The organism is Sodalis praecaptivus, from assembly GCF_000517425.1.
In the GTDB taxonomy this organism is placed as follows: Bacteria; Pseudomonadota; Gammaproteobacteria; order Enterobacterales; family Enterobacteriaceae; genus Sodalis_A; species Sodalis_A praecaptivus.
The window spans coordinates 296,189-320,380 of sequence record NZ_CP006569.1 but is presented as its reverse complement, the minus strand read 5'-3'; the positions used below and the strand labels follow the sequence as shown (position 1 = coordinate 320,380).

At 57.7% G+C, this 24,192-nt stretch carries 15 protein-coding genes, 3 tRNA genes and 3 rRNA genes; 3 read left to right on the top strand and 18 right to left on the bottom strand.

Annotated elements, in window-relative coordinates; genetic code table 11:
- Positions 1-198 precede the first annotated feature (198 nt).
- Positions 199-1,677 carry a ketol-acid reductoisomerase gene (gene ilvC, locus SANT_RS01430; RefSeq protein ID WP_025420546.1) on the bottom strand — a complete coding sequence of 493 codons (1,479 nt, stop codon included), beginning with the start codon at positions 1,675-1,677 and terminating at the stop codon, positions 199-201.
- Between the two features lie 194 nt (positions 1,678-1,871).
- Here ilvC and ilvY point away from each other — a divergent pair, with 194 nt between their 5' ends.
- Positions 1,872-2,759: an HTH-type transcriptional activator IlvY gene (gene ilvY, locus SANT_RS01425; RefSeq protein WP_025420545.1), complete on the top strand. Its 888-nt coding sequence runs from the start codon at positions 1,872-1,874 to the stop codon at positions 2,757-2,759.
- 115 nt (positions 2,760-2,874) lie between these two features.
- Here the strand turns inward: ilvY and ilvA are convergent, their stop codons facing one another.
- The 6 genes from ilvA to ilvL all read right to left on the bottom strand — a co-directional run bounded on the left by ilvA (position 2,875) and on the right by ilvL (position 9,433).
- Positions 2,875-4,419 carry a threonine ammonia-lyase, biosynthetic gene (ilvA, locus tag SANT_RS01420; protein ID WP_025420544.1) on the bottom strand — a complete coding sequence of 515 codons (1,545 nt, stop codon included), beginning with the start codon at positions 4,417-4,419 and terminating at the stop codon, positions 2,875-2,877.
- A 6-nt stretch (positions 4,420-4,425) separates the two neighbouring features.
- On the bottom strand, positions 4,426-6,276 hold the full coding sequence (gene ilvD, locus SANT_RS01415) for a dihydroxy-acid dehydratase (RefSeq protein WP_025420543.1): 1,851 nt from the start codon (positions 6,274-6,276) through the stop codon (positions 4,426-4,428).
- 65 nt (positions 6,277-6,341) lie between these two features.
- Positions 6,342-7,271, bottom strand: coding sequence for a branched-chain amino acid transaminase (locus SANT_RS01410; RefSeq protein WP_025420542.1), 930 nt, complete (start codon positions 7,269-7,271; stop codon positions 6,342-6,344).
- A 22-nt stretch (positions 7,272-7,293) separates the two neighbouring features.
- Complete coding sequence (ilvM, locus tag SANT_RS01405) at positions 7,294-7,551, bottom strand: acetolactate synthase 2 small subunit (RefSeq protein WP_025420541.1); 258 nt, start codon at positions 7,549-7,551, stop codon at positions 7,294-7,296.
- Positions 7,548-9,194 (bottom strand): acetolactate synthase 2 catalytic subunit, encoded by a 1,647-nt coding sequence (gene ilvG / locus SANT_RS01400; RefSeq protein ID WP_025420540.1) that lies wholly within the window; start codon positions 9,192-9,194, stop codon positions 7,548-7,550. Before ilvG ends, ilvM begins: the two co-directional genes overlap by 4 nt.
- A 137-nt stretch (positions 9,195-9,331) precedes the next feature.
- Complete coding sequence (gene ilvL / locus SANT_RS23160; RefSeq protein ID WP_011412204.1) at positions 9,332-9,433, bottom strand: ilv operon leader peptide; 102 nt, start codon at positions 9,431-9,433, stop codon at positions 9,332-9,334.
- Positions 9,434-10,756: 1,323 nt separating this feature from the next.
- Between ilvL and SANT_RS01395 the strand changes: the two genes are divergently transcribed.
- Positions 10,757-12,283, top strand: coding sequence for a YifB family Mg chelatase-like AAA ATPase (locus SANT_RS01395; protein WP_025420539.1), 1,527 nt, complete (start codon positions 10,757-10,759; stop codon positions 12,281-12,283).
- Between the two features lie 34 nt (positions 12,284-12,317).
- Here SANT_RS01395 and SANT_RS01390 read toward each other — a convergent pair whose 3' ends face one another.
- Positions 12,318-12,656 (bottom strand): DUF413 domain-containing protein, encoded by a 339-nt coding sequence (locus SANT_RS01390; protein WP_025420538.1) that lies wholly within the window; start codon positions 12,654-12,656, stop codon positions 12,318-12,320.
- Between the two features lie 120 nt (positions 12,657-12,776).
- Here SANT_RS01390 and hdfR point away from each other — a divergent pair, with 120 nt between their 5' ends.
- On the top strand, positions 12,777-13,601 hold the full coding sequence (gene hdfR, locus SANT_RS01385; RefSeq protein ID WP_025420537.1) for an HTH-type transcriptional regulator HdfR: 825 nt from the start codon (positions 12,777-12,779) through the stop codon (positions 13,599-13,601).
- On the opposite strand, the gene yjfF is transcribed toward hdfR, so the two are convergent.
- The 10 genes from yjfF to SANT_RS01335 all read right to left on the bottom strand — a co-directional run bounded on the left by yjfF (position 13,596) and on the right by SANT_RS01335 (position 24,191).
- Positions 13,596-14,636 (bottom strand): galactofuranose ABC transporter, permease protein YjfF, encoded by a 1,041-nt coding sequence (gene yjfF / locus SANT_RS01380; RefSeq protein WP_025420536.1) that lies wholly within the window; start codon positions 14,634-14,636, stop codon positions 13,596-13,598. The genes hdfR and yjfF overlap by 6 nt on opposite strands.
- Entirely contained in the window at positions 14,636-15,637 is a 1,002-nt protein-coding gene (gene ytfT / locus SANT_RS01375) for a galactofuranose ABC transporter, ATP-binding protein YtfT (protein WP_420480352.1), read from the bottom strand. The genes yjfF and ytfT overlap by 1 nt, the downstream gene beginning before the upstream one ends.
- A gap of 4 nt (positions 15,638-15,641) precedes the next feature.
- Positions 15,642-17,162 carry a sugar ABC transporter ATP-binding protein gene (locus SANT_RS01370; protein WP_025420534.1) on the bottom strand — a complete coding sequence of 507 codons (1,521 nt, stop codon included), beginning with the start codon at positions 17,160-17,162 and terminating at the stop codon, positions 15,642-15,644.
- A gap of 64 nt (positions 17,163-17,226) precedes the next feature.
- Positions 17,227-18,183 carry a galactofuranose ABC transporter, galactofuranose-binding protein YtfQ gene (ytfQ, locus tag SANT_RS01365; RefSeq protein WP_025420533.1) on the bottom strand — a complete coding sequence of 319 codons (957 nt, stop codon included), beginning with the start codon at positions 18,181-18,183 and terminating at the stop codon, positions 17,227-17,229.
- Between the two features lie 302 nt (positions 18,184-18,485).
- Positions 18,486-18,561, bottom strand: a tRNA-Trp gene (locus tag SANT_RS01360).
- 8 nt (positions 18,562-18,569) lie between these two features.
- Positions 18,570-18,646 (bottom strand) — tRNA-Asp (locus SANT_RS01355).
- A 135-nt stretch (positions 18,647-18,781) separates the two neighbouring features.
- Positions 18,782-18,897: ribosomal RNA gene (gene rrf, locus SANT_RS01350) — 5S ribosomal RNA — on the bottom strand.
- A gap of 286 nt (positions 18,898-19,183) precedes the next feature.
- A 23S ribosomal RNA gene (locus SANT_RS01345) occupies positions 19,184-22,086 on the bottom strand.
- Positions 22,087-22,478: 392 nt separating this feature from the next.
- Positions 22,479-22,554, bottom strand: a tRNA-Glu gene (locus SANT_RS01340).
- A 101-nt stretch (positions 22,555-22,655) separates the two neighbouring features.
- A 16S ribosomal RNA gene (locus SANT_RS01335) occupies positions 22,656-24,191 on the bottom strand.
- Together the 16S, 23S and 5S rRNA genes with 3 tRNA genes alongside form the textbook arrangement of a ribosomal RNA operon.
- Position 24,192: the final 1 nt, after the last annotated feature.

The window sequence follows — 24,192 nt, the reverse complement described above, 5'->3', positions numbered from 1 at the left end:
TGGCAGAGAACGGAGGGGGATTGTAGCAGAAAGCGGCGCCGGGGTTTATCCCCGTCGTAATGAGGATACGGGTGCCCCAACGCCCCTGCCTCGCCACGGTCGGGCCACATTCGCCGGCAATAGGCAAAAAAAAAGCCCCGCCTAACGGCGGGGCGTGAGTCTGTCGGCGCGTCATCCGGGGGATGACCCAACCGCCTGTCAGTTGGCGACCGCGATGCGCTTCATATCCTTCATGTAACCGCGCAATTCGGCGCCTACAATTTCGATCGGATGCTGGCGAATCGCTTCGTTAACATCACGCAGGCGCGCATTGTCGATTTCCCCCTCGGCCACCGGTTTGCCCAAATCCCCCGCCTGCAGGTTGCCCATAAACGCCTCTTTAAGCAACGGCACGGCGGCATTGGCGAACAGATAGTTGCCGTATTCGGCGGTGTCGGAAATGACCACGTTCATCTCATACAGACGCTTGCGGGCGACGGTATTGGCGATGAGCGGCAATTCATGCAGGGATTCGTAATAGGCCGATTCGGCAATGATACCGGAACGGGTCATGGTTTCAAATGCCAGTTCCACGCCGGCTTTTGCCATGGCGATCATCAACACGCCGTGGTCAAAATAGGTCTGCTCGCTGATTTTGCCGTCGTACTGCGGCGCATTTTCAAACGGCGTACGGCCGGTTTCTTCGCGCCAGCCGAGCAGTTTGACATCATCGTTGGCCCAATCGGCCATCATGCCGCTGGAGAAGGCGCCGGTAATGATATCGTCCATGTGTTTTTCAAACAGCGGCTGCATCAGTTGCTTCAGTTGCTCGGACAGCGCAAAAGCGCGCAACTTCGCGCTGTTGGACAAGCGGTCCATCATCAGCGTGATACCGCCCTGCTTCAGCGCTTCGGTAGTGGTTTCCCAGCCAAACTGAATCAGTTTGCCGGCGTAGGCCGGGTCGACGCCGTCGGCGACCATCTTGTCGAAGCACAGCAGCGAGCCGGCCTGCAGCATACCGCACAGGATAGTCTGCTCGCCCATCAGATCCGACTTGACCTCGGCGACAAAGGAGGATTCCAGCACCCCCGCACGATGACCACCGGTCGCAGCCGCCCAGGCTTTGGCCAGCGCCATCCCCTCGCCCTTCGGATCGTTTTCCGGATGCACGGCGATAAGGGTCGGTACGCCAAACCCCCGTTTGTACTCTTCGCGCACCTCTGTCCCAGGGCATTTCGGCGCCACCATGATAACGGTGATGTCGCGGCGGATTTGCTCGCCCACTTCAACAATGTTGAAGCCGTGGGAATAGCCCAGCGCGGCGCCTTGTTTCATCAGCGGTTGTACCGCCTGCACCACCGCGGAGTGTTGTTTATCGGGCGTCAGGTTAACGACCAGGTCCGCTTCCGGCACCAGCTCTTCATAGGTGCCGACGCGAAAGCCGTTTTCCGTCGCTTTACGCCAGGAGGGGCGCTTCTCGTCGATCGCTTCTTTACGCAGCGCGTAGGCGATATCCAACCCGGAGTCACGCATATTCAGCCCCTGGTTTAAACCCTGGGCGCCACAGCCGATGATCACCACTTTTTTGCCTTGCAAGTAACCCGCTTCATCGACGAACTCATCGCGGCTCATGAAACGACATTTACCCAACTGCGCCAACTGCTGGCGCAGATTTAAGGTGTTGAAATAGTTAGCCATGGTGCAACTCCATCATCAGGTATCAGGGCGTGCCGTAGGCGTTCGCCCGCGGACAGGAATCTTTTCTGCCATCACTATAAAGCAGGAAAAGCATTGCTTAAATTGATATATTAACAATCTGACCTTGCAGAATCTGCAATACCACTGGCCGGCACTACGCGACGGTGGATTTCATTCACTCTCGGGGCGAATCCATGGATATCCGCGACCTCAAGTTGTTTCTCCACCTGGCGGAAAGCCGCCACTTCGGCCGCAGCGCCAAGGCGATGCATGTCAGCCCGTCGACCCTGTCGCGCCAAATCCAACGGTTGGAGGAGGATGTCGGGCAGACGCTGTTTTTACGCGATAACCGTACTGTACAGTTGACCGACGCCGGCCAGCAACTGAAAGAGTTCGCGCAGCAAACCCTGCTGCAATACCAACAGCTGCGCCACCGCCTCGGTCAACACGGTCCTTCACTCAGCGGCGAACTGCGGCTGTTTTGCTCGGTAACCGCCGCCTACAGCCATTTGCCGCCGATCCTCGATCTGTTTCGCGCCGAGCATCCGCTGGTGGAAATAAAACTCACCACCGGCGATGCCGCCAACGCGCTGGATAAAGTGCAGTCCGGCGAAGCGGATTTGGGCATAGCCGGCCATCCGGAAATTTTGCCGGCGAGTATCGATTTTACCCCCATCGGCGAAATCCCCATGATATTGATCGCGCCGGCGCTGCCTTGCCCGGTTCGCGCCCGGGTCAAGACCCCCCAGCCTGACTGGTCGAATACCCCTTTCATTTTGCCGGAGCACGGTCCGGCGCGTCGGCGCATTGAACTGTGGTTTCGCAGCAACCATATCAGCAATCCGCTGATTTACGCTACCGTTGCCGGCAATGAGGCGATTGTGTCGATGGTGGCACTGGGCTGCGGTATCGCGCTGATCCCGTCGGTGGTGATGGACAATTCGCCGGAGCCGGTGCGCAGCCGCATCACCCTGCTGGAGCACGGCACCCCGGTCGCGCCGCTGGCGCTGGGAGTCTGTGCACAACGAAAGCGGCTACAAGAGCCGCTGATCGACGCCTTCTGGCAACTGCTGGAGCGCTAACCGCCGCCTGACGCCCGATTCGCCCCGCGGACAGGGCGGTAAGTCCGCCGGGAACAAGCGAAACGGCGAAGCAACCGCGGTCAGGCGCCGACAGCGTCAGCGGCGGGCGATGCGCTTAATCCGCCAGGAACAAGCGAAACGCCGGATTGGCGGTAACATCGTGGCACTCATAGCCCAAGGCCGAAAGATGATGATCGAATTCCGGTTCGCGCTCCGCCAATTCAAATCCCGCCAGCACCCGGCCATAATCCGTGCCGTGGCTGCGGTAGTGGAACAGCGTAATATTCCAGCGCGTCCCCAACGTGTACAAAAATTTTAGCAACGCTCCGGGGGACTCGGGAAACTCGAAGCTGTATAAACGCTCGCGCAGCGGCTTCGACGGGCGACCGCCCACCATATAACGGACGTGAAGCTTGGCCATCTCATCATCGGAAAGATCCGCCACCTGGTAACCGCCGGCGGCCATTTCCGCCAGGATCTCCTCGCGCTCCTCACGCCCGCGGGTCAGCCTAACGCCGACGAAAATACAGGCGTTATCGGCATCGCTATAGCGATAATTGAATTCGGTAACCGGCCGACCGCCCAACAGTTCGCAGAAGGCCAAAAAGCTGCCCTTTCTTTCCGGGATGGTCACCGCCATCAGCGCTTCGCGCTGCTCGCCCAGTTCACAGCGCTCCGAGACATAGCGCAGGCCGTGAAAATTGACGTTGGCACCGGACAGCACGTGCGCCAGACGCTCATCACGGATGCCGTGCAGCTGGACATATTTTTTCATTCCCGCCAGCGCCAGCGCACCGGAGGGCTCGGCAATCGCCCGCACGTCCTCAAACAAATCCTTCACCGCCGCGCAAATGGCGTCGCTGTCCACGGTAATAACATCATCAAGATAATCGCGGCACAGGCGGAAGGTTTCATTACCGATGCGCCGTACCGCCACGCCTTCGGCAAACAGGCCAACCCGCGGCAAATCCACCGGCTCACCGGCCTGCAGCGCCGCCGCCAGACACGCGGACTCTTCCGCTTCAACGCCGATAACCTTGATTTGCGGCATCAGATGTTTTATCAGCACCGCTACGCCCGCCGCCAGGCCTCCGCCGCCCACCGGCACAAAAATGCGGTCCAGATGGGCGTCCTGCTGCAACAACTCCATCGCCAGCGTCCCTTGACCGGCGATCACCGCCGGATGATCGAACGGCGGCACAAAAGTCATATTGCGTTCGCGTGCCAATTCAATGGCTTTTGCCTTGGCTTCATCAAAGTTGGCGCCGAATAACAGCGGTTCGCCGCCGAAGCCGCGCACCGCGTCCACTTTGATATCGGCGGTATTAACCGGCATCACGATGAGCGACGGAATGCCGAGGCGGCTGGCGGAAAGCGCCACGCCTTGGGCATGGTTGCCCGCCGAGGCGGTAATCACGCCGCAGGCCCGCTGCGCTGCGTTGAGCCCGGCGATCATCGCGTAGGCGCCGCGCAGTTTAAAGCTATGCACCGGCTGACGGTCTTCACGTTTCACCAGCACGGTATTGCCGAGGCGTTCCGACACCTTAGTCATCATCTGCAGCGGCGTGACCTGGGCCACTTCATACACCGGCGCGCGTAGCGCGGCGCGCAGGTACTCCGCAGGGCAAGGCTCGGCGGAAAACGGTTGAGACTCAGCCATGGCGCTTTATCCTCCCAGCTTGGCTTTATCGCGCACCGCGCCTTTATCCGCGCTGGTCGCCAAACTGGCGTAGGCTTTCAGAGCGAACGACACCTGGCGCTCACGCGCGACCGGCGTCCAGGCTGCGCCACCGCGCGCCAGTTCGGTCTCGCGACGCGCGGCCAGCTCGCTATCGGCCACGTCCAGCACAATGCCGCGACCGGCGATATTGATATCGATGATATCTCCGTCGCGCACCAGCCCGATCAGGCCGCCGCTGGCGGCTTCCGGCGACACGTGGCCGATAGACAATCCCGAGGTTCCGCCGGAAAAGCGGCCATCGGTAATCAGCGCGCAGCTTTTACCCAGCCCCATGGACTTAAGGAAGGTGGTGGGATAGAGCATTTCCTGCATTCCCGGTCCGCCTTTCGGACCTTCGTAGCGGATCACCACGACATCGCCGGCCACCACTTTACCGCCGAGGATGGCCTCGGACGCGGCTTCTTGACTTTCATACACCTTGGCCGGCCCGCGGAACACCAAGCTGCCTTTGTCGACGCCGGCGGTTTTCACGATGCAGCCGTCTTCGGCAATGTTGCCATAGAGCACCGCCAATCCCCCGTCCTGGCTATAGGCGAATTCACGGGCGCGAATGCAGCCTTCTTGACGATCGTCATCCAGCGACGGCCAGCGACACTCCTGGGAAAACGCCTGAGTGGTGCGAATGCCCGCCGGCCCGGCGGCGTACATGCTTTTTACCGCCGCGTCGTCGGTCACCATGATATCGTAGCGCGCCAGCGTTTCCGGCAGCGACAGTCCGAGCACGTTGCGTACGTCGCGATTAAGCAGGCCGCTGCGGTCCAGCTCGCCCAGAATGCCGATGACGCCGCCGGCGCGGTGTACGTCTTCCATGTGGTATTTTTGCGTGCTGGGCGCGACCTTACATAAATGCGGCACCTTCCGCGACAGGCGATCGATATCGGCCATGGTAAAGTCCACTTCGCCTTCCTGCGCCGCGGCCAGCAGATGGAGCACGGTATTGGTCGAGCCGCCCATGGCGATATCCAGGGTCATGGCGTTTTCAAACGCGGCTTTGCTGGCGATACTGCGCGGCAGCGCGCTGGTATCATCCTGCTCATAGTAGCGTTTGGCTAACCCGACGATACGCTCGCCGGCGTTCAAGAACAGGTGTTTGCGATCGGCGTGGGTCGCCAGCAGCGAACCGTTGCCCGGCTGGGAAAGGCCAAGCGCCTCGGTCAGGCAGTTCATCGAGTTGGCGGTAAACATGCCGGAGCAGGATCCGCAGGTCGGGCAGGCGGAACGCTCAATCTGGTTACTGTCTTCATCCGAGACGTGGGGGTTGGCGCCCTGAATCATGGCGTCTATCAGGTCCAGCTTGATGATTTTATCCGACAGTTTGGTTTTACCGGCTTCCATCGGGCCGCCGGAGACAAAAATGACCGGTATGTTCAAGCGCAGCGACGCCATCAGCATCCCGGGGGTGATTTTATCGCAGTTGGAAATGCACACCATAGCGTCGGCGCAGTGGGCATTCACCATGTATTCCACCGAATCGGCGATAAGCTCGCGCGACGGCAGAGAGTACAGCATGCCGCCGTGCCCCATCGCGATGCCGTCGTCCACCGCAATGGTATTAAACTCTTTCGCTACCCCGCCGGACGCTTCGATTTGTTCGGCGACCAGCTTACCCAGATCGCGCAGATGCACGTGGCCCGGCACAAACTGGGTAAAGGAGTTGACCACGGCGATAATCGGTTTGCCGAAATCGTCGTCGGTCATCCCCGTGGCGCGCCAGAGGGCGCGTGCGCCGGCCATGTTACGGCCGTGCGTGGTGGTAGCGGAACGGTACTTAGGCATGCTCATAACTCCAGTTATTCAGATGGCCAGGGCGGCCGTAGCGCCCCGGCGCGAAAGCGTTATCGTTATTGATTGACCGGATCCAGCCAGCCCCATTTATCTTCAGTCTCGCCGGTAAACAGCCCGAAAAACGCCTGCTGCAACTGCTTGGTGACCGGACCGCATTTGCCGATACCGACCTTGATGCCGTCAACGCTACGCACCGGGGTTATCTCGGCGGCGGTACCGGACATGAAGACCTCATCGGCCAGATAGAGCGATTCGCGGGACAGGACCTGTTCCCGCACTTCCAGTCCGGCCGCGACGGCCAGCTTGATAATGGCGTCGCGCGTGATGCCGGGCAGCGCGGAAGAGGTGAACGGCGGCGTAAACAAAATACCGTCCTTCACTTCAAACAGGTTCTCGCCGGCACCCTCGGAAACATAACCGTGCACGTCAAGGGCGATGCCCTCTTGATAACCATGGCGGCGGGCTTCGCTGCCCACCAGCATGGAGGACAGGTAATTGCCGCCGGCTTTAGCCGCGGTCGGGATGGTATTGGCCGCCGCGCGATTCCAGGAAGACACCATCGCGTCAATTCCCTGATCCAGGGCCTCTTCTCCCAGATAGGCTCCCCAGGGGAAGGCGGCGATAATCACGTCGGTGGTGTAGCCCGCCGGCGGATTCACGCCCATGCCGACATCGCCGACAAACACCAGCGGCCGGATATAGGCGCTGACCAATTTATTTTTCAGTATAACGGCGCGCGTGGCCGCCATCAGCTCATCCACGCTTTGCGTCACCGGCATGCGATAGATTTTGGCCGAATTATGCAGGCGCTGCATGTGTTCACGATGACGGAATACCACCGGGCCTTTATGCGAATCGTAGCAACGTACACCTTCAAAGACTGATGACCCGTAATGCAGCGCATGCGACATTACATGGACTTTGGCTTCTGCCCACGGAACCATTTCACCGTTAAACCAAATGAAATCAGCTTTCTTCGTTGTCATTTTTTTCTTTCCTTACCCGGCCTTAGGCACGTATTTGTTGTGATGTTAATTGCTGGATCTCGACACAGGCGACATCCATTAGTTTGCTCAATTGTGCAGACAATAAGTCCACGGACCGCTTGCTGGCAACGGTCAAGTGAATATTTATACCTTCAGCCTCGGTGCGCGGCGTCATATTTAATGCGCACAGCTCAAAGCCGCGGTGGCGAACCACCCGTAAAATACGCTCCACGACTTCCGGGCGAAAGCGCGCCTGAATGGAAAGGGAATGTTGCATCATGATGATTTCTCCAGCATGGTTTCATTACCGGCGCCCGGCGGCACCAGCGGCCAGACATTCTCAAGCTCATCGATAGAGACATGCAGCAGGAACGGCCCCGGTTGGGTAAACAGGGTTTCCAGCGCCTGCGGGATGTGGTCTTTACGGGTGATGTGCAGGCCGGGAATGTCGAAGGCACTGGCCAGCGTGAGAAAATCGGGGTTATCGGTCAGGGTGGTTTCGCTATAACGTTTATCAAAAAATAACTGCTGCCATTGTCGGACCATGCCTAAACGCTGGTTATCCAGCAGCACGATTTTCAGCGGCAACCGTTTTCGCTTAATGGTAGTCAGCTCCTGCACATTCATCATGAAGGAGCCGTCGCCGGAGACGCAGATGACGGTATCCTGCGGCCGGGCAATCTGCGCGCCAATCGCGGCGGGAATGCCGAAACCCATCGTACCCAGCCCGCTGGAGGTAATAAAATTCTCCGGCCGGCTGAAACGCATATGCTGGGCGGCCCACATCTGATGTTGCCCTACATCGGTGGTCACGATGGCGTCATCGGGGGCACGATCGCTGATGGCCCGCAGCAGAGCCGGCGCGTAAATCCCCTCGCCGGGGTGATCATAGCGCCAGCGGTACTCCGCCTTCAGCGCCTGGGTTTCAACCCGCCAGGCGTCGATGGACATCGGCTGCGCCAGCGCCGGCAACAGATGATTCAGGTCTCCCAGCAGCGCAATATGCGCCTGACGCAGCTTGCCCAATTCGGCAGGATCAATATCCAGATGGATCACTTTGGCCTGTGGGGCGAAAGCGTTCAGCCGGCCGGTTACCCGATCGTCAAAACGCGCCCCAACCGCGATCAGCAGATCGCACGCCTGCACCGCCAGATTGGCGGCCTGGTTACCGTGCATACCCAGCATGCCCAGATAACAGGCATCGTCGCCCTCCGGCGCGCCCAGCCCCTTCAGCGTCGCCACGGCAGGAATGCCGGTTTGGCTAATCAATTGCCGCAGCGCCGGTACCGCGCCGGCCATGCCAACGCCGCCGCCGACGTACAAAACCGGGCGGGTTGCCTGGCGCATCAGCCGGCGCGCCCCCTCCAGGTCGCCCTGGATGCTACCGGCCTGATCGTCGAGGCTCAACAAATGCGGCGTCAGGTCGCCGTCGGCCAGCTGAATATCCTTGGGGATATCAATCAGGACCGGGCCGGGACGTCCGCTGGTGGCGATGGCGAACGCTTCGGTGATGATGCCCGGCAGCGCGTCCAGCGATTCCACCAAAAAGCTGTGTTTAGTACAGGCCAGCGACAGGCCCAATACATCGATCTCTTGAAAGGCGTCGGTGCCGATAAACGCCGATCCCACCTGTCCGGTAATCGCCACGACCGGCACCGAGTCCAATAAGGCATCGGCCAGACCGGTGATAAGATTGGTGGCGCCAGGACCGGAGGTCGCGATACACACCCCCACTTTGCCGGTAGCCCGTGCGTAGCCGATTGCTGCGATGGCCGCGCCCTGCTCATGACGGCATAGCAGATGCTCAACCCCGCCGTCGTAGAGCGCGTCGTACACCGGCATGATAGCGCCGCCGGGATAGCCGAAAACCATGTCCACACCCTGTGCCCGCAGCGCCTGTACTACCCATTGAGCTCCGTTCATGGTTAGTTCCCCGCCTTCGCGCCGCAGGGACAGAACAATATTCTAATTTTCATTTAGTGTTCTCCTGTCGCTTGATTGATGCCAAAAAAAAACCCCCGACCAGTTGGTGCGGGGGTTTTCTTGAGATTTAAGCTTGTTTAGTAAGCTTTTCTTCGTCCAAGTGCAGCCCCGCACGGTGGGATAATAATCACCACCACGCTAATCACGACTAGGCTAATCACTTGAACAACGGCTTTCATAAATAGGTTTTCATTATGTTTGACATCGAATGAATGCCTACAGAGTTATCACAGTTAGTGTAAGCATGACAACTATTTTCGTTATGCCCTCCAGCGCGAGCAGCGCGTTTTACCCTGTTATCCCCTGATTTAAATCAGGTTATTCGTAAATGAAAATTTTTCATTTAGTCGACGACGGCCAGACAACGTAGCCGCCTAGAGCCGCGCTTTAAGGCAAGAGAGTTCCACCGATACCAGAAGAGAGAGAGGTAGAGACACGGCGTTCACCCCCTTAGCGGGCGCGGTGGCGATGAGGGGATAAACAAGGTTACCGCTGCTGAGATGAGGGTGATAGAGGGGGTCAGTAGGACCATTCGCCGTGATGAGTGGGATTAGGCCGATTGGCGCGTCTTCGCTGCGCTGCCGCCAGGGAAGGGATCGGTGGGTCGATGACAGTTTGAGCCTACGGGACGTAATATAGAGGCATCGGACGATTGATTAGTATTAAAGCTATTTTTCGGGTAAGGGGGATAATACCTTTGCGGTACGCCATGAGCAGTAGCCATTGCGCGCAATAATAAGCAATGCCATAGCGTAAAAAGAAAACCCCTGCTAACTTGCACATCCTCCCTATTCGACTTGATTGAAAGGTACTGGGTTAATTTATAGCGAAGCCGTCTGAATATGACGACAGCGACACTGCGGGACACTTCCCGCCAGCCTTGAATTAACGCTTTATATTTCAGTAGACTATCGCGCCTTTCACTGGCTGGTCGGCGCATGACGGATTGGACAGGTAAGGTTGGTCACGTCATTTTCGCGCCAAAATATAACGAGGGAAAGGGGACGATGGCCTGTGGTCGTGATAGTAAACGCAGAGAGGCAGCGTATTTTATTCTCATTATCTCCGCCTGCGGCGTTCTGCATTAAACCTCGTTTAAGAGAGAGTATTGTCCCCTCTATTGACCCGATTGCCTCTATTTATCCGGTAGCCTTATTTCCCCCCGGTAGTCTTATTTCCCCGATCGCTAGCGGCGAAAGTGATTCCCCGCGGACTAATGCGCGCCGTTCTTTGAGCGATAATCGCTCTATTCACCTTCTTCCGCCGTCATCAACAACGCGGGACTACCCCGTCAGGGAAAACAGCGCAACGGTGGACGGCGATACCGTGCAGCGGGGTTTCCGGCGTAGCTAGGCCAGAAAGGCGAGCGCCGTTGCATTTTTTTGCCACGGTATGTCAATGGCGAAGTTATTTTTCATACCCGCGCCGCAAATCTTTTTATTGTTACCGCCCTGCCGCCGCGATAGCGGGCATACTCAGCTCCGTTGATAAAGGAGAGCCCCATGGCACTGGCGACAATTTACACCCGCGGGCTAATCGGCATCCAGGCGCCGTCTATCACGGTGGAGGCACATGTGGGAAAGGGGTTGCCCGCCTTCACCCTGGTGGGTCTGCCGGAAAGTACCGTGCGCGCGTCACGGGATCGGGTGCGCAGCGCCATTCTTAACAGCGGCTATCAATTCCCCGCCCGACGTATCACCGTCAGCCTGGCGCCGGCGGATCTGCCGAAAGAGGGGGCGCGCTACGACTTGCCGGTCGCGCTGTCAATCCTCGCGGCGACGCAACAGATCCCCGGCATGCGGCTCAAACCTTATGAGTTTCTTGGCGAACTGTCGCTGGCCGGGGAGCTGCGGGGGGTTTATGGCGCTATTCCGGCCGCCCACGGCGCGGCGGGCGACGGTCGGCAGCTAATCCTGCCGCAGGCCAACCGCGAAGAAATCGCGCTGCTGCCGGGCAGCCAGGCGTGCCTCGCCGGCTGTCTACAGCAGGTGTGCCGCTTTTTGCAGGGCAACGGCTCTTTGATCATCGCCGACCCCACGACGGATACCCGACCAGCGCCGTCAGACGGCAGCGATTTGGCCGAGGTTATCGGCCAGCAGCAGGCCCGACGCGCGCTGGAAATCGCCGCGGCCGGCGGCCACAATTTATTGCTGATAGGGCCGCCGGGTACCGGGAAAACCATGCTGGCGAGCCGATTACCGGGGCTGCTGCCGCCGTTAACGGATAACGAGGCGATGGAAACCGCCGCCATTACCAGTCTGGTCAGCGTCAGCACCGCCAGACGCCATTGGCGGCAGCGTCCTTTTCGCGCCCCCCATCACAGCACGACGATGGCCGCACTGGTCGGCGGCGGCACCTTCCCGCGCCCCGGCGAGATCTCGCTGGCCCATAACGGCGTACTGTTTCTTGACGAGCTGCCGGAGTTTCAGCGGCGGGTGCTCGATGCGCTGCGCGAGCCGCTGGAAACGGGTGAAATCCACATCGCGCGGGTTCAGGCCAGCGTTTGCCTGCCGGCGCGTTTTCAACTGGTGGCGGCCATGAACCCCAGCCCTTCCGGCGATCGCAGCGGGGTACATGCCCGCTGCGGGCCGGCTGAGATCCTGCGCTATCTGAATCGCCTGTCGGGGCCGTTTCTGGATCGCTTCGATCTGTCGGTGGAGGTTCCGCTGCTGCCGCCGGGGTCGTTGCGCCGCCGCCCGCCGCCCGGCGAAGACAGCGCGACCGTGCGTGCACGGGTCATGGCGGCGCGCGCCATTCAGTTAGCGCGCGCGCAGAGCCTTAACGCTCGGCTAAGCAATACGCAGCTTGCGCAATGGTGCCCTTTATCGGAGGCCGATGGCCAGTTTCTGGAAAATGCATTAACGTCGCTGGGATTGTCGGTACGCGCCTGGCATCGGTTATTAAAAGTAGCGCGTACACTGGCGGATCTGGCGGGTGAGGCCCAAATTAGCCGGAATCACCTGGCGGAAGCCCTCAGCTATCGCTGTATCGACCGGCTGCTGCACGAGCTGTGGCAACAGCGGGAATAAGCGTTAGAACAAAGGGGCCGCAGCCCCTTCTTTATCAATCTTCAGTGTCGGTGTAGTCTTCCACCACATCCATCTGTGGTTTACCGCCGGAAAGGGTATGAAAACGCTTGGGGCGGCGAGTATGCTCTATGTATTTGAACCAGACCTTCTCATGTTCGTTGGCGGGGGCAAGTTCACCGTGGCACACCGCAACAAACTGCCGCTCTTCATCGGTTACAGGTTCCCGTTTGCCGCTGTCCAAATCATTGTAGGCATGGCCGCAACGCTCCAATAACTGCGCTTCCCGAATGGTGAAATGACCATGCCGGGAGAAGCCGCGAGGATAATTTTTGTTATCAAAATAACGATTAGAAGTAAAAAAGCTGTCCGCCATCTTACGCGCTCCCATCTCTACATAAGCCATGCTGTTTATGGCGCGGAGTATTAGTTAGGGTTGACTTTCTGTAAAACGAAACATTTTAATCAGTACGACAAAATTTTTTTGGAGAGCGCAGTGGACACGGAATTACTGAAAACATTCTTGGAGGTAAGCCGTACCCGACATTTCGGGCGAGCGGCGGAAGCGCTTTATCTGACACAATCAGCGGTCAGCTTTCGCATCCGCCAGTTGGAAACCCAGCTGGGCGTAAGCCTGTTTACCCGTCATAGGAATAATATTCGCCTGACCGCGGCGGGGGAACGCCTGTTGCCCTATGCCGAAAATCTGATGATCACCTGGCAGGTCGCCAAGCAGGAAGTGACGCGCTCCTTGCAGCACAATCCGCTGTCCATTGGCGCCAGCGCATCGCTGTGGGAAGCGTGGCTGGGAGATTGGCTGCAAAATCTTTATAAACAGTGGCCGGACCTCCAGCTGGAGGCGCGCATTGCCCTGCGCCAGGGGCTGATTAAAGAGCTGCACGAACGCCAGCTGGATTTAATGATTACCACCGAAGCGCCAAAAATGGAGGAGTTGACCAGCCAGCAGCTTGGCAGCTTTTCCCTGACGCTGTTCGCCGATGCCAGCGGCGGCGAACCGGTTAACGATAAGCGACCTTATATACAGCTTGAATGGGGAGCCGATTTTCATACGCACGAAAACCGGTTGCAGCTTAATCAGCAGGCGCCGCTCGTCACCACCACCTCGGCGCAATTAACGCGCCAGCTATTACAGGTCACCGCCGCCTGCGCCTTTTTGCCCAGCCATTGGGCGCAGCGGTTTCCGGATTTGCGGCCCGTTAGCGATGTGCCAACCATTGTACGCCCGCTGTACGCGGTATGGCTGCAAAACAGCGATCAGCGTCCGATGATTCGGCAACTGCTGAAAACCGCCGTGCTATGACGATCCGCGTCGCGCTGGCCCGGCCGGCGTGGCGCCGCTCAGCGGTGCGGCCCGAATCGCCACTGCGTTACCGTTTCCACGGCGCGCCAGCCAGAACGCGTTTAAGCCTTTTTGCAGACCGATAAAGCCGAATAGCAGAATCCCTATGACGATCTTGGTCCACCAGGAGCTGAGCGTCCCGTCAAAGGTGATATAGGTTTGGATCAATCCTTGAATCATCACGCCAAACAGCGTACCCAGCAAGGTACCGACGCCGCCGGTCAGTAGCGTTCCGCCGATAACCACCGCCGCGATAGCGTCTAGCTCCACGCCGCTCGCAGCCAGAGCATAACCCGCCGAGGTGTAAAGAGAAAAGACGATGCCCGACAGCACCGCCAGGAAACTCGACAGCATATATATCCGCACCGTCGTGCTTGTTACCGGCACCCCCATCAGGGCGGTGGAGTAACCGTTACCGCCCATGGCGTAGACGTTATGGCCAAAGCGTGTGCGGTGCGCCAGCACTACCCCCACCGCCACTACCAGCAACATGATAAGCGCCAACAAAGTGAGCCTGCCGCCGCCGGGCAGCCGCCAGGCATAGTTAGCCAGCAGGTCATACCACGGGTGAACGATAGGGACCGACTCCCGCGACAAAATAAAACTCATGCCGCGCAGGAAAAACATACTGGCCAGGGTGATGATAAACGCCGGTAACCGCAGAGCATCAATAATCCAACCGGTCAGAGCGCCATACAGCGCGCCCAGCGCCAGCACAATAATGAAGGCCAATCCGGGGGGAATGCCATATTCTCCAATCATTTTCGCCAGCAGTACGCCGGTAAACGCAATTGTCGAGCCAACCGACAAATCAATACCGCCGGAGAGGATCACAAAGGTCATCCCCACCGCCACAATCCCCAAAAACGCGTTATCCGTTAGCAGATCGCCAATGACCCGCGTGGAGGCAAAGCCCGGATATTGGCTCAGACAGTACAGGTAACCGGCAATGAAAACCAAGATAGTAAACGCCAACGGCAAATTACGTTTCAGCATTAGTGGCGCCTCCGCAACATCGACAGCGACATCCGCGGCGACTGCACCATTAGAACCAGCAGCACCACAATCGCTTTCACGACCAGGTTGAATTCGGGCTGATAGCCGGAAAGCAAGATACCGGTATTCATGCCCTGAAGAATGAGCGCCCCCACCAGCGATAGCAGCAGATGAAAACGGCCGCCCAACAACGAGCCGCCGCCGATAACCACGGCTAATATGGCGTCCAGCTCCAGCCACAGTCCGGCATTGTTAGCATCCGCCCCCTGAATGTCGGCGGTAATGATAATACCGGCCACGGCGGCACATAGCCCACACAGCATATACACGACCATCAGCACCAGACGGGTATTGACCCCCGCGTTATGCGCCGAACGGATGTTGATGCCGGCCGCCTCGATAAACAGCCCCAGCGCGGTTTTGCGGGTCAGCACCCATAACAACAGCAGCATGGCGACGGCGATGATCACCGGTACCGGTAACCATAACAGCGCCCCGTGGCCGATTTTGCCGAACGCCGCATTATCGAAGGTCACGATTTGGCCTTCGGTAATCAGTTGCGCCACACCGCGGCCGGCAACCATCAGAATCAGCGTGGCGACGATGGGTTGCATCCCCAGTACGGCGATGAGAAAACCGTTCCAGAGCCCGCACACGACCCCGGCGACTAAGGCTGCTCCCAGCGCCACCGGTAGCGATACGTGATGATCGATAAGCGTCGCCGCCACCGCCCCGGCGATTGCCATGACCGCCCCGACGGACAGGTCAATACCGCCGGTGGCGATAACCAGCGTCATACCCAGCGCCAGGAGAGCCACCGGCGCGCCGCGATTGATGATGTCGATTACGCTGCCGAACAGCCTGCCGTCCTGAATATGTAACGAGAAAAAATGCGGCGAGACCAGGCCGTCAATAATCAAGATAGCCAGCAGCGCCAGGCATTGCGTGCTGCCAGAGGGCATGCTCCAGCGTATCCGCCGCGCGCCGGCCGGCGTGGACAAAGGTTTACTGCTCAAGGGCGGCCTCCTCGGGTTGCGCGGCGATGGCCTGCATAATGCCGGCGACCGAGATTTGCTGGCACCCCAGCTCGGCCACGTGCCGACGATCGCGTAGGACAATGATACGATCGGCGTACCCGGCCATCTCCTCCAGTTCCGACGAGATGACCAGTAGCGCCATCCCGTCAGCGCATAACGCCTCGATGGCCCGGATAATATCCGCATGGGCGCCAAGATCGATACCGCGGGTGGGTTCATCGAGGATTAGAAAGCGCGGCTGCGTGGCCAACCAGCGCGATAGCAGCACTTTTTGCTGATTGCCGCCGGAAAGATACTGGATCTCCTGCTCGGGGCCGGGGGTGCGGATACTCAGCAGGCGAATAAACGCATCGCTGATGCGCAGTTGCTCACGCAGCGGCAGCGGCCGGAACCAGCCGCGCTGTGCCTGTAACGCTAGAATGATATTTTCTCGCACCGTGGCGGAACCGATGATACCCTCATTTTTTCGGTCTTCCGGACAATAACCGAAACCCAAATGAGCGGCCCGGCGCGGGTTTGATAGACGAATACGTTTGCCGGCCAAACGGGCCTCGCCGCTGTCCGCAGGCTTAATACCAAACAGCAGCTGCGCCGTTTCGGTACGGCCGGATCCCAGCAGCCCCGCCAGGCCGACGATCTCCCCGGGCCGCACCTGTAAATCAAAAGGCGCCACCGTACCGCGGCGGCCGTATTGACGAAAAGACACCAGGGGGTCCGCGCGGCTTACCGGCCGAGCGGAACGTTTCAAGTCAGCCTCGTTAAACATTTTGCCCAACATCATTTGCACCAGTTCAAGCCGCGGCAACGTCGCGGCGTCGCGGGTGCCAACCAACTGGCCGTTGCGCAGTACGGTGATACGATTGCTGATTTGGTAAACCTGATCGAGAAAATGCGTTACAAAAATCATTCCGACGCCGCTGTCGCGCAGTTGCCGTAGTATATCAAGCAGCATCGCCACTTCATTCGCGTCCAGGCTGGCGGTGGGCTCGTCGAGGATCAACACTTGAGCGGAAAGATCGACCGCCCGGGCAATAGCCACGATTTGTTGTATCGCGATGGAATAATTGGCCAAGGGCTGGCTGACATCAACCGCCAAGCCATATTGAGCCAAAATCTGCCGGGCGCGGGCATTCATTTTCCGATGTGAGACCAAACCGAAACAAACAGGCTCACGGCCAATGAATAAGTTGGCCGCCACCGACAGATTCGGCAGCAGATTCACCTCTTGATAAACGGTCCCGATGCCCATCGCTTGCGCGTCGGCGGTACCCTTGGGCTCCACCGCCCGGCCGGCAAGCAGGATCTCGCCGGCCGAGCGCCGGTATACACCGGTCAGCGCTTTGATAAGCGTTGACTTGCCGGCGCCATTTTCACCCAACAACGCCACTACCTCGCCGCTATGCAGGGTAAAGTCCACCTGCTGGAGGGCTTTTACGCCGGGAAATTCCACGCTGACGCCTTTAAGCTCCAGAAGCGGTGCGGATGCCATGCCTTTTCCCCCGTCACTGATACACTAGCCGCTACCGTGGCAGGCGGCGAAGTCAACACCGTTGTCAGTAGCCCATGCTCTGCTTGGCGTCATATTCCTGCTTGGCCGTATCCGGCAACAGCAACCGCGAGTCGGTCTGGATAAATTTCGGCGGCGCCTTGCCGTCTTTCTTCATCGCCAGCAACGCATCGAATGCCGGACCGGCCATATTGGGCGTCAACTCGACCGTTGCATTGGCTTCCCCGTTCATCATCGCTTTGAAGATATCCGGTACGCCGTCGATTGAGATCACTTTAATCTGCGAGCCCGGTTTCAAACCGGCCTCTTTGATCGCCTGTATAGCGCCGATTGCCATATCATCGTTGTGGGCGTAAACGGCGCAAATGTTCTTGCCGTTTTGTTCCGCTTTGATGAAGCTTTCCATGACTTCTTTGCCTTTACTCCGGGTGAAGTCTCCAGACTGCGAACGAATGATTTTTATATTGGAATGCCCGCTGATGCCGTCTGCAAAGCCTTTTTTACGGTTAATAGCAACGCTGGCGCCGACCGTACCCTGTAGCTCCACGACGTTACAGGCTTTATCCCCGACGTCCTTCACCAGCCACTCGCCGGCGACTTTACCCTCATGCACGCTGTCAGATGCGACTGCGGAGGTATACAGCGATGGGTCATTGACCTCTATCATGCGGTCTAGCAAAAACACGGGGATTTTCGCTTCCTTGGCTTCCTGTAATACTGGCGTCCAGCCGGTGGCGACCACCGGCGCGATAAAGATGGCGTCTACGCCCTGTGCGATAAAGGAGCGTACCGCTTTAATTTGGTTTTCCTGCTTTTGCTGCGCATCGGCGATTTTCAACGTTATACCGCGCTTTTCCGCTTCGGTTTTCGCGACTTTGGTTTCCGCCGAACGCCAGCCGGATTCAGAACCAATCTGCGAGAAACCAACCACCGGCGCCGCCGCCTGCGCCGTCTGACCCAAGGCAACGCTTATTGCCAATGCCATTATCATGCGCTTGACCATCATGTGACCTTCCTTATTTTTGTATTTTTGCAGAGGTGAGGCGCGCCCGGCTTCCCGCCACCGGCTTATGGCCGGGCGCTTTTTGGGACAGCATTGCTGGATGATTAACGGACGCACCTCTCTTGTTACCTGTGGGTGTTAATTAGTTTTAATAGAAATGAAAATAATTATGATGAGCGCCATCACACCCTGAACGATCAGTGTTTTTGTGCATATGTTTAGCTGATTTAGTCCGGGCGTCGGCACAGGGAGAAACGACAGACAAAAAAAAACCCTTCGCGAATGCGAAGGGTTTCCATGGCTGGCAGGGGCGGAGAGACTCGAACTCCCAACACCCGGTTTTGGAGACCGGTGCTCTACCAATTGAACTACGCCCCTAAATAGGGTGGCGGTGCGGACGGGACTCGAACCCGCGACCCCCGGCGTGACAGGCCGGTATTCTAACCGACTGAACTACCGCACCACCGAATCATGACACACACCAGATTAACATGAGCGGGGTCAGACGCCTGTTGACCATCCTGGGTGTTTATTGCAGCTCTCGCTGCCTGTTGATACTGCTTGTCGTTCCGGCGTTAACCGGCACAACCTATTGGATGCCTGGCAGTTCCCTACTCTCGCATGGGGAGACCCCACACTACCATCGGCGCTACGGCGTTTCACTTCTGAGTTCGGCATGGGGTCAGGTGGGACCACCGCGCTAGTGCCGCCAGGCAAATTCGTTGTCCGCACCGCTTTCGCCGTGCAGAAGGCTCTTGCTGCCCGACCCTCACTCACGTGACCGTCGGGCGTTATCCGGAACATCGCTGATAATGTCTTGTCTCTTGCGCACGCTGCACGCCCTGCCGCCGCACCGGGGTCGGTGTGGCTTATGCCTTTCGCGGCCATATCTGGCCTGCGGTTGGCGCGGGTGTCGGCGGTGTCATCCGCCTGCGCTTTGAGCGTCAACGTTCGCTTTCGCTCTCGTCTCACGCTCGCTCTCAAACAGCTCAGGTGTTGTAAGGTTAAGTCTCACGGGTCATTAGTATCGGTTAGCTCAACGCCTCGCAGCGCTTACACACCCGACCTATCAACGTCATCGTCTTTAACGTCCCTTCAGGAGGCTCTAGGCCTCAGGGAAGACTCATCTCGAGGCAAGTTTCCCGCTTAGATGCTTTCAGCGGTTATCTCTTCCGCACGTAGCTACCGGGCAATGCCATTGGCATGACAACCCGAACACCAGTGGTGCGTCCACTCCGGTCCTCTCGTACTAGGAGCAGCCCCTCTCAATCTTCCAGCGCCCACGGCAGATAGGGACCGAACTGTCTCACGACGTTCTAAACCCAGCTCGCGTACCACTTTAAATGGCGAACAGCCATACCCTTGGGACCTACTTCAGCCCCAGGATGTGATGAGCCGACATCGAGGTGCCAAACACCGCCGTCGATATGAACTCTTGGGCGGTATCAGCCTGTTATCCCCGGAGTACTTTATCCGTTGAGCGATGGCCCTTCCATTCAGAACCACCGGATCACTAAGACCTGCTTTCGCACCTGCTCGAGCCGTCACTCTCGCAGTCAAGCTAGCTTATGCCTTTGCACTAACCTCACGATGTCCGACCGTGATTAGCTAACCTTCGTGCTCCTCCGTTACACTTTGGGAGGAGACCGCCCCAGTCAAACTACCCACCAGACACTGTCCTCGGCCCGGATAACGGGCCTGAGTGAGAACATCAAACATTAAAGGGTGGTATTTCAAGGTTGGCTCCATGCAGACTGGCGTCCACACTTCAAAGCCTCCCACCTATCCTACACATCAAGGCTCAATGCAGTGTCAAGCTATAGTAAAGGTTCACGGGGTCTTTCCGTCTTGCCGCGGGTACACCGCATCTTCACGGCGAGTTCAATTTCACTGAGTCTCGGGTGGAGACAGCCTGGCCATCATTACGCCATTCGTGCAGGTCGGAACTTACCCGACAAGGAATTTCGTACCTTAGGACCGTTATAGTTACGGCCGCCGTTTACCGGGGCTTCGATCAAGAGCTTCTCGCAAGCGATAACCCCATCAATTAACCTTCCGGCACCGGGCAGGCGTCACACCGTATACGTCCACTTTCGTGTTTGCACAGTGCTGTGTTTTTAATAAACAGTTGCAGCCAGCTGGTATCTGCGACTGGCTTCAGCTCGGGGCGCAAGGCCCTCCACCTACATGCCAGCGTGCCTTCTCCCGAAGTTACGGCACCATTTTGCCTAGTTCCTTCACCCGAGTTCTCTCAAGCGCCTGGGTATTCTCTACCTGACCACCTGTGTCGGTTTGGGGTACGATTCGATGTGACCTGGAGCTTAGAGGCTTTTCCTGGAAGCGTAGCATCAATTCCTTCACCACCGTAGTGGCTCGTCATCACGCCTCAGTGTTGAGAATGAGCGGATTTGCCTGCTCATTCCACCTTCACGCTTGAACCGGGACAACCGTCGCCCGGCGAACCTAGCTTTCTCCGTCCCCCTTCGCAGTCACACCCAGTACAGGAATATTAACCTGTTTCCCATCGACTACGCCTTTCGGCCTCGCCTTAGGGGTCGACTCACCCTGCTCCGATTAACGTTGAACAGGAACCCTTGGTCTTCCGGCGAGCGGGCTTTTCACCCGCTTTATCGTTACTTATGTCAGCATTCGCACTTCTGATACCTCCAGCAGCCCTCACAGGCCACCTTCGCAGGCTTACAGAACGCTCCCCTACCCAACAACACTTACGTGTCGCTGCCGCAGCTTCGGTGCATGGTTTAGCCCCGTTACATCTTCCGCGCAGGCCGACTCGACCAGTGAGCTATTACGCTTTCTTTAAATGATGGCTGCTTCTAAGCCAACATCCTGGCTGTCTGGGCCTTCCCACATCGTTTCCCACTTAACCATGACTTTGGGACCTTAGCTGGCGGTCTGGGTTGTTTCCCTCTTCACGACGGACGTTAGCACCCGCCGTGTGTCTCCCGTGATTACATTCTACGGTATTCGCAGTTTGCATCGGGTTGGTAATCCGGGATGGACCCCTAGCCGAAACAGTGCTCTACCCCCGTAGATGACGTCACGAGGCGCTACCTAAATAGCTTTCGGGGAGAACCAGCTATCTCCCGGTTTGATTGGCCTTTCACCCCCAGCCACAAGTCATCCGCTAATTTTTCAACATTAGTCGGTTCGGTCCTCCAGTTAGTGTTACCCAACCTTCAACCTGCCCATGGCTAGATCACCGGGTTTCGGGTCTATACCCTGCAACTAGACGCCCAGTTAAGACTCGGTTTCCCTGCGGCTCCCCTATACGGTTAACCTTGCTACAGAATATAAGTCGCTGACCCATTATACAAAAGGTACGCAGTCACACCCCGAAGGATGCTCCCACTGCTTGTACGTACACGGTTTCAGGTTCTATTTCACTCCCCTCGCCGGGGTTCTTTTCGCCTTTCCCTCACGGTACTGGTTCACTATCGGTCAGTCAGGAGTATTTAGCCTTGGAGGATGGTCCCCCCATCTTCAGACAGGATATCACGTGTCCCGCCCTACTCATCGAGCTCACAACAAGCGCACCTTCGGATACGGGGCTATCACCCTCTGTCGCCGGACTTTCCAGACCGTTCTCCTGATGCGCAAGCTGATGATGGCTCTGGGCTGTTCCCCGTTCGCTCGCCGCTACTGGGGGAATCTCGGTTGATTTCTTTTCCTCAGGGTACTGAGATGTTTCAGTTCCCCTGGTTCGCTTCGTTAAGCTATGGATTCACTTAACGATGATGCAACGAATTGCACCGGGTTTCCCCATTCGGACATCGCCGGCTGATAACGCTTCATATCAGCTCACCGGCGCTTTTCGCAGATTAGCACGTCCTTCATCGCCTCTGACTGCCTAGGCATCCACCGTGTACGCTTAGTCACTTAACCTCACAACCCTGAGCTGTTTGCACCTTGTCCGACGGGCTGCACGACCGAAATCCGGCGTTGCGCGGTACTCGGCATCCTCATGGACATCAAGTCCACTGCGGTGCCTGCGTGCCGTGCGCCTGGGCTTTCAGCCGTTCGCGCCGTCTCGCTCGAGTGTCGCCATACTGGCGAGACCCGGCGTCGTCTGTGAAGACGCCACGGAGACGACAAGGCCTGTCGCGCTACAGTGATAACGCTTACGCGTTATCTCAGGTTTGCTTACTTCGTTTGAGAGACTCGCATACTGAGTTTGCGCTTCAGCATGTGTTTCAAATTTTCAGCTTGTTCCGGATTGTTAAAGAGCGGTATTTCGCAGCGCGCTCGATAAACGCGCTCTGAAATAAAAAGCAAAGTGGCGTCCCCTAGGGGGTTCGAACCCCTGTTACCGCCGTGAAAGGGCAGTGTCCTAGGCCACTAGACGAAGGGGACACGAAAAATCGGCATAAAAAAAAAGCCGCCGACGGGCTGCTTTGCTCGTGACAGTTATCAGACAATCTGTGTGGACACGTCACTTGAACGTATCGTTCTGGTAAGGAGGTGATCCAACCGCAGGTTCCCCTACGGTTACCTTGTTACGACTTCACCCCAGTCATGAATCACAAAGTGGTAAGCGCCCTCCCGAAGGTTAAGCTACCTACTTCTTTTGCAACCCACTCCCATGGTGTGACGGGCGGTGTGTACAAGGCCCGGGAACGTATTCACCGTGGCATTCTGATCCACGATTACTAGCGATTCCGACTTCATGGAGTCGAGTTGCAGACTCCAATCCGGACTACGACGCACTTTATGAGGTCCGCTGACTCTCGCGAGATCGCTTCTCTTTGTATGCGCCATTGTAGCACGTGTGTAGCCCTACTCGTAAGGGCCATGATGACTTGACGTCATCCCCACCTTCCTCCGGTTTATCACCGGCAGTCTCCTTTGAGTTCCCGACCGAATCGCTGGCAACAAAGGATAAGGGTTGCGCTCGTTGCGGGACTTAACCCAACATTTCACAACACGAGCTGACGACAGCCATGCAGCACCTGTCTCAGAGCTCCCGAAGGCACCAAGGCATCTCTGCCGTTCTCTGGATGTCAAGAGTAGGTAAGGTTCTTCGCGTTGCATCGAATTAAACCACATGCTCCACCGCTTGTGCGGGCCCCCGTCAATTCATTTGAGTTTTAACCTTGCGGCCGTACTCCCCAGGCGGTCGATTTAACGCGTTAGCTCCGAAAGCCACGGCTCAAGGCCACAACCTTCAAATCGACATCGTTTACAGCGTGGACTACCAGGGTATCTAATCCTGTTTGCTCCCCACGCTTTCGTACCTGAGCGTCAGTCTTCGTCCAGGGGGCCGCCTTCGCCACCGGTATTCCTCCAGATCTCTACGCATTTCACCGCTACACCTGGAATTCTACCCCCCTCTACGAGACTCTAGCCTGCCAGTTTCAAATGCAGTTCCCAGGTTGAGCCCGGGGATTTCACATCTGACTTAACAGACCGCCTGCGTACGCTTTACGCCCAGTAATTCCGATTAACGCTCGCACCCTCCGTATTACCGCGGCTGCTGGCACGGAGTTAGCCGGTGCTCTTCTGCGGGTAACGTCAATCGATGGCGCTATTTACGCCATCGCCTTCCTCCCCGCTGAAAGTGCTTTACAACCCGAAGGCCTTCTTCACACACGCGGCATGGCTGCATCAGGGTTTCCCCCATTGTGCAATATTCCCCACTGCTGCCTCCCGTAGGAGTCTGGACCGTGTCTCAGTTCCATGTGGCTGGTCATCCTCTCAGACCAGCTAGGGATCGTCGCCTAGGTGAGCCATTACCCCACCTACTAGCTAATCCCATCTGGGTTCATCCGATGGTGTGAGGCCGAGGTCCCCCACTTTGGTCTTGCGACGTTATGCGGTATTAGCTACCGTTTCCAGTAGTTATCCCCCTCCATCGGGCAGATCCCCAGACATTACTCACCCGTCCGCCGCTCGCCGGCAAAGAAGCAAGCTTCTTTCCGCTGCCGCTCGACTTGCATGTGTTAGGCCTGCCGCCAGCGTTCAATCTGAGCCATGATCAAACTCTTCAATTAA

Bases quoted from the DNA above. Each gene is read 5' to 3' on its own strand.
- ilvC (WP_025420546.1), bottom strand. From the start codon at position 1,677: ATGGCTAACTATTTCAACACCTTAAATCTGCGCCAGCAGTTGGCGCAG.
- ilvY (WP_025420545.1), top strand. From the start codon at position 1,872: ATGGATATCCGCGACCTCAAGTTGTTTCTCCACCTGGCGGAAAGCCGC.
- ilvA (WP_025420544.1), bottom strand. From the start codon at position 4,419: ATGGCTGAGTCTCAACCGTTTTCCGCCGAGCCTTGCCCTGCGGAGTAC.
- ilvD (WP_025420543.1), bottom strand. From the start codon at position 6,276: ATGCCTAAGTACCGTTCCGCTACCACCACGCACGGCCGTAACATGGCC.
- SANT_RS01410 (WP_025420542.1), bottom strand. From the start codon at position 7,271: ATGACAACGAAGAAAGCTGATTTCATTTGGTTTAACGGTGAAATGGTT.
- ilvM (WP_025420541.1), bottom strand. From the start codon at position 7,551: ATGATGCAACATTCCCTTTCCATTCAGGCGCGCTTTCGCCCGGAAGTC.
- ilvG (WP_025420540.1), bottom strand. From the start codon at position 9,194: ATGAACGGAGCTCAATGGGTAGTACAGGCGCTGCGGGCACAGGGTGTG.
- ilvL (WP_011412204.1), bottom strand. From the start codon at position 9,433: ATGAAAGCCGTTGTTCAAGTGATTAGCCTAGTCGTGATTAGCGTGGTG.
- SANT_RS01395 (WP_025420539.1), top strand. From the start codon at position 10,757: ATGGCACTGGCGACAATTTACACCCGCGGGCTAATCGGCATCCAGGCG.
- SANT_RS01390 (WP_025420538.1), bottom strand. From the start codon at position 12,656: ATGGCGGACAGCTTTTTTACTTCTAATCGTTATTTTGATAACAAAAAT.
- yjfF (WP_025420536.1), bottom strand. From the start codon at position 14,636: ATGCTGAAACGTAATTTGCCGTTGGCGTTTACTATCTTGGTTTTCATT.
- SANT_RS01370 (WP_025420534.1), bottom strand. From the start codon at position 17,162: ATGGCATCCGCACCGCTTCTGGAGCTTAAAGGCGTCAGCGTGGAATTT.
- ytfQ (WP_025420533.1), bottom strand. From the start codon at position 18,183: ATGGTCAAGCGCATGATAATGGCATTGGCAATAAGCGTTGCCTTGGGT.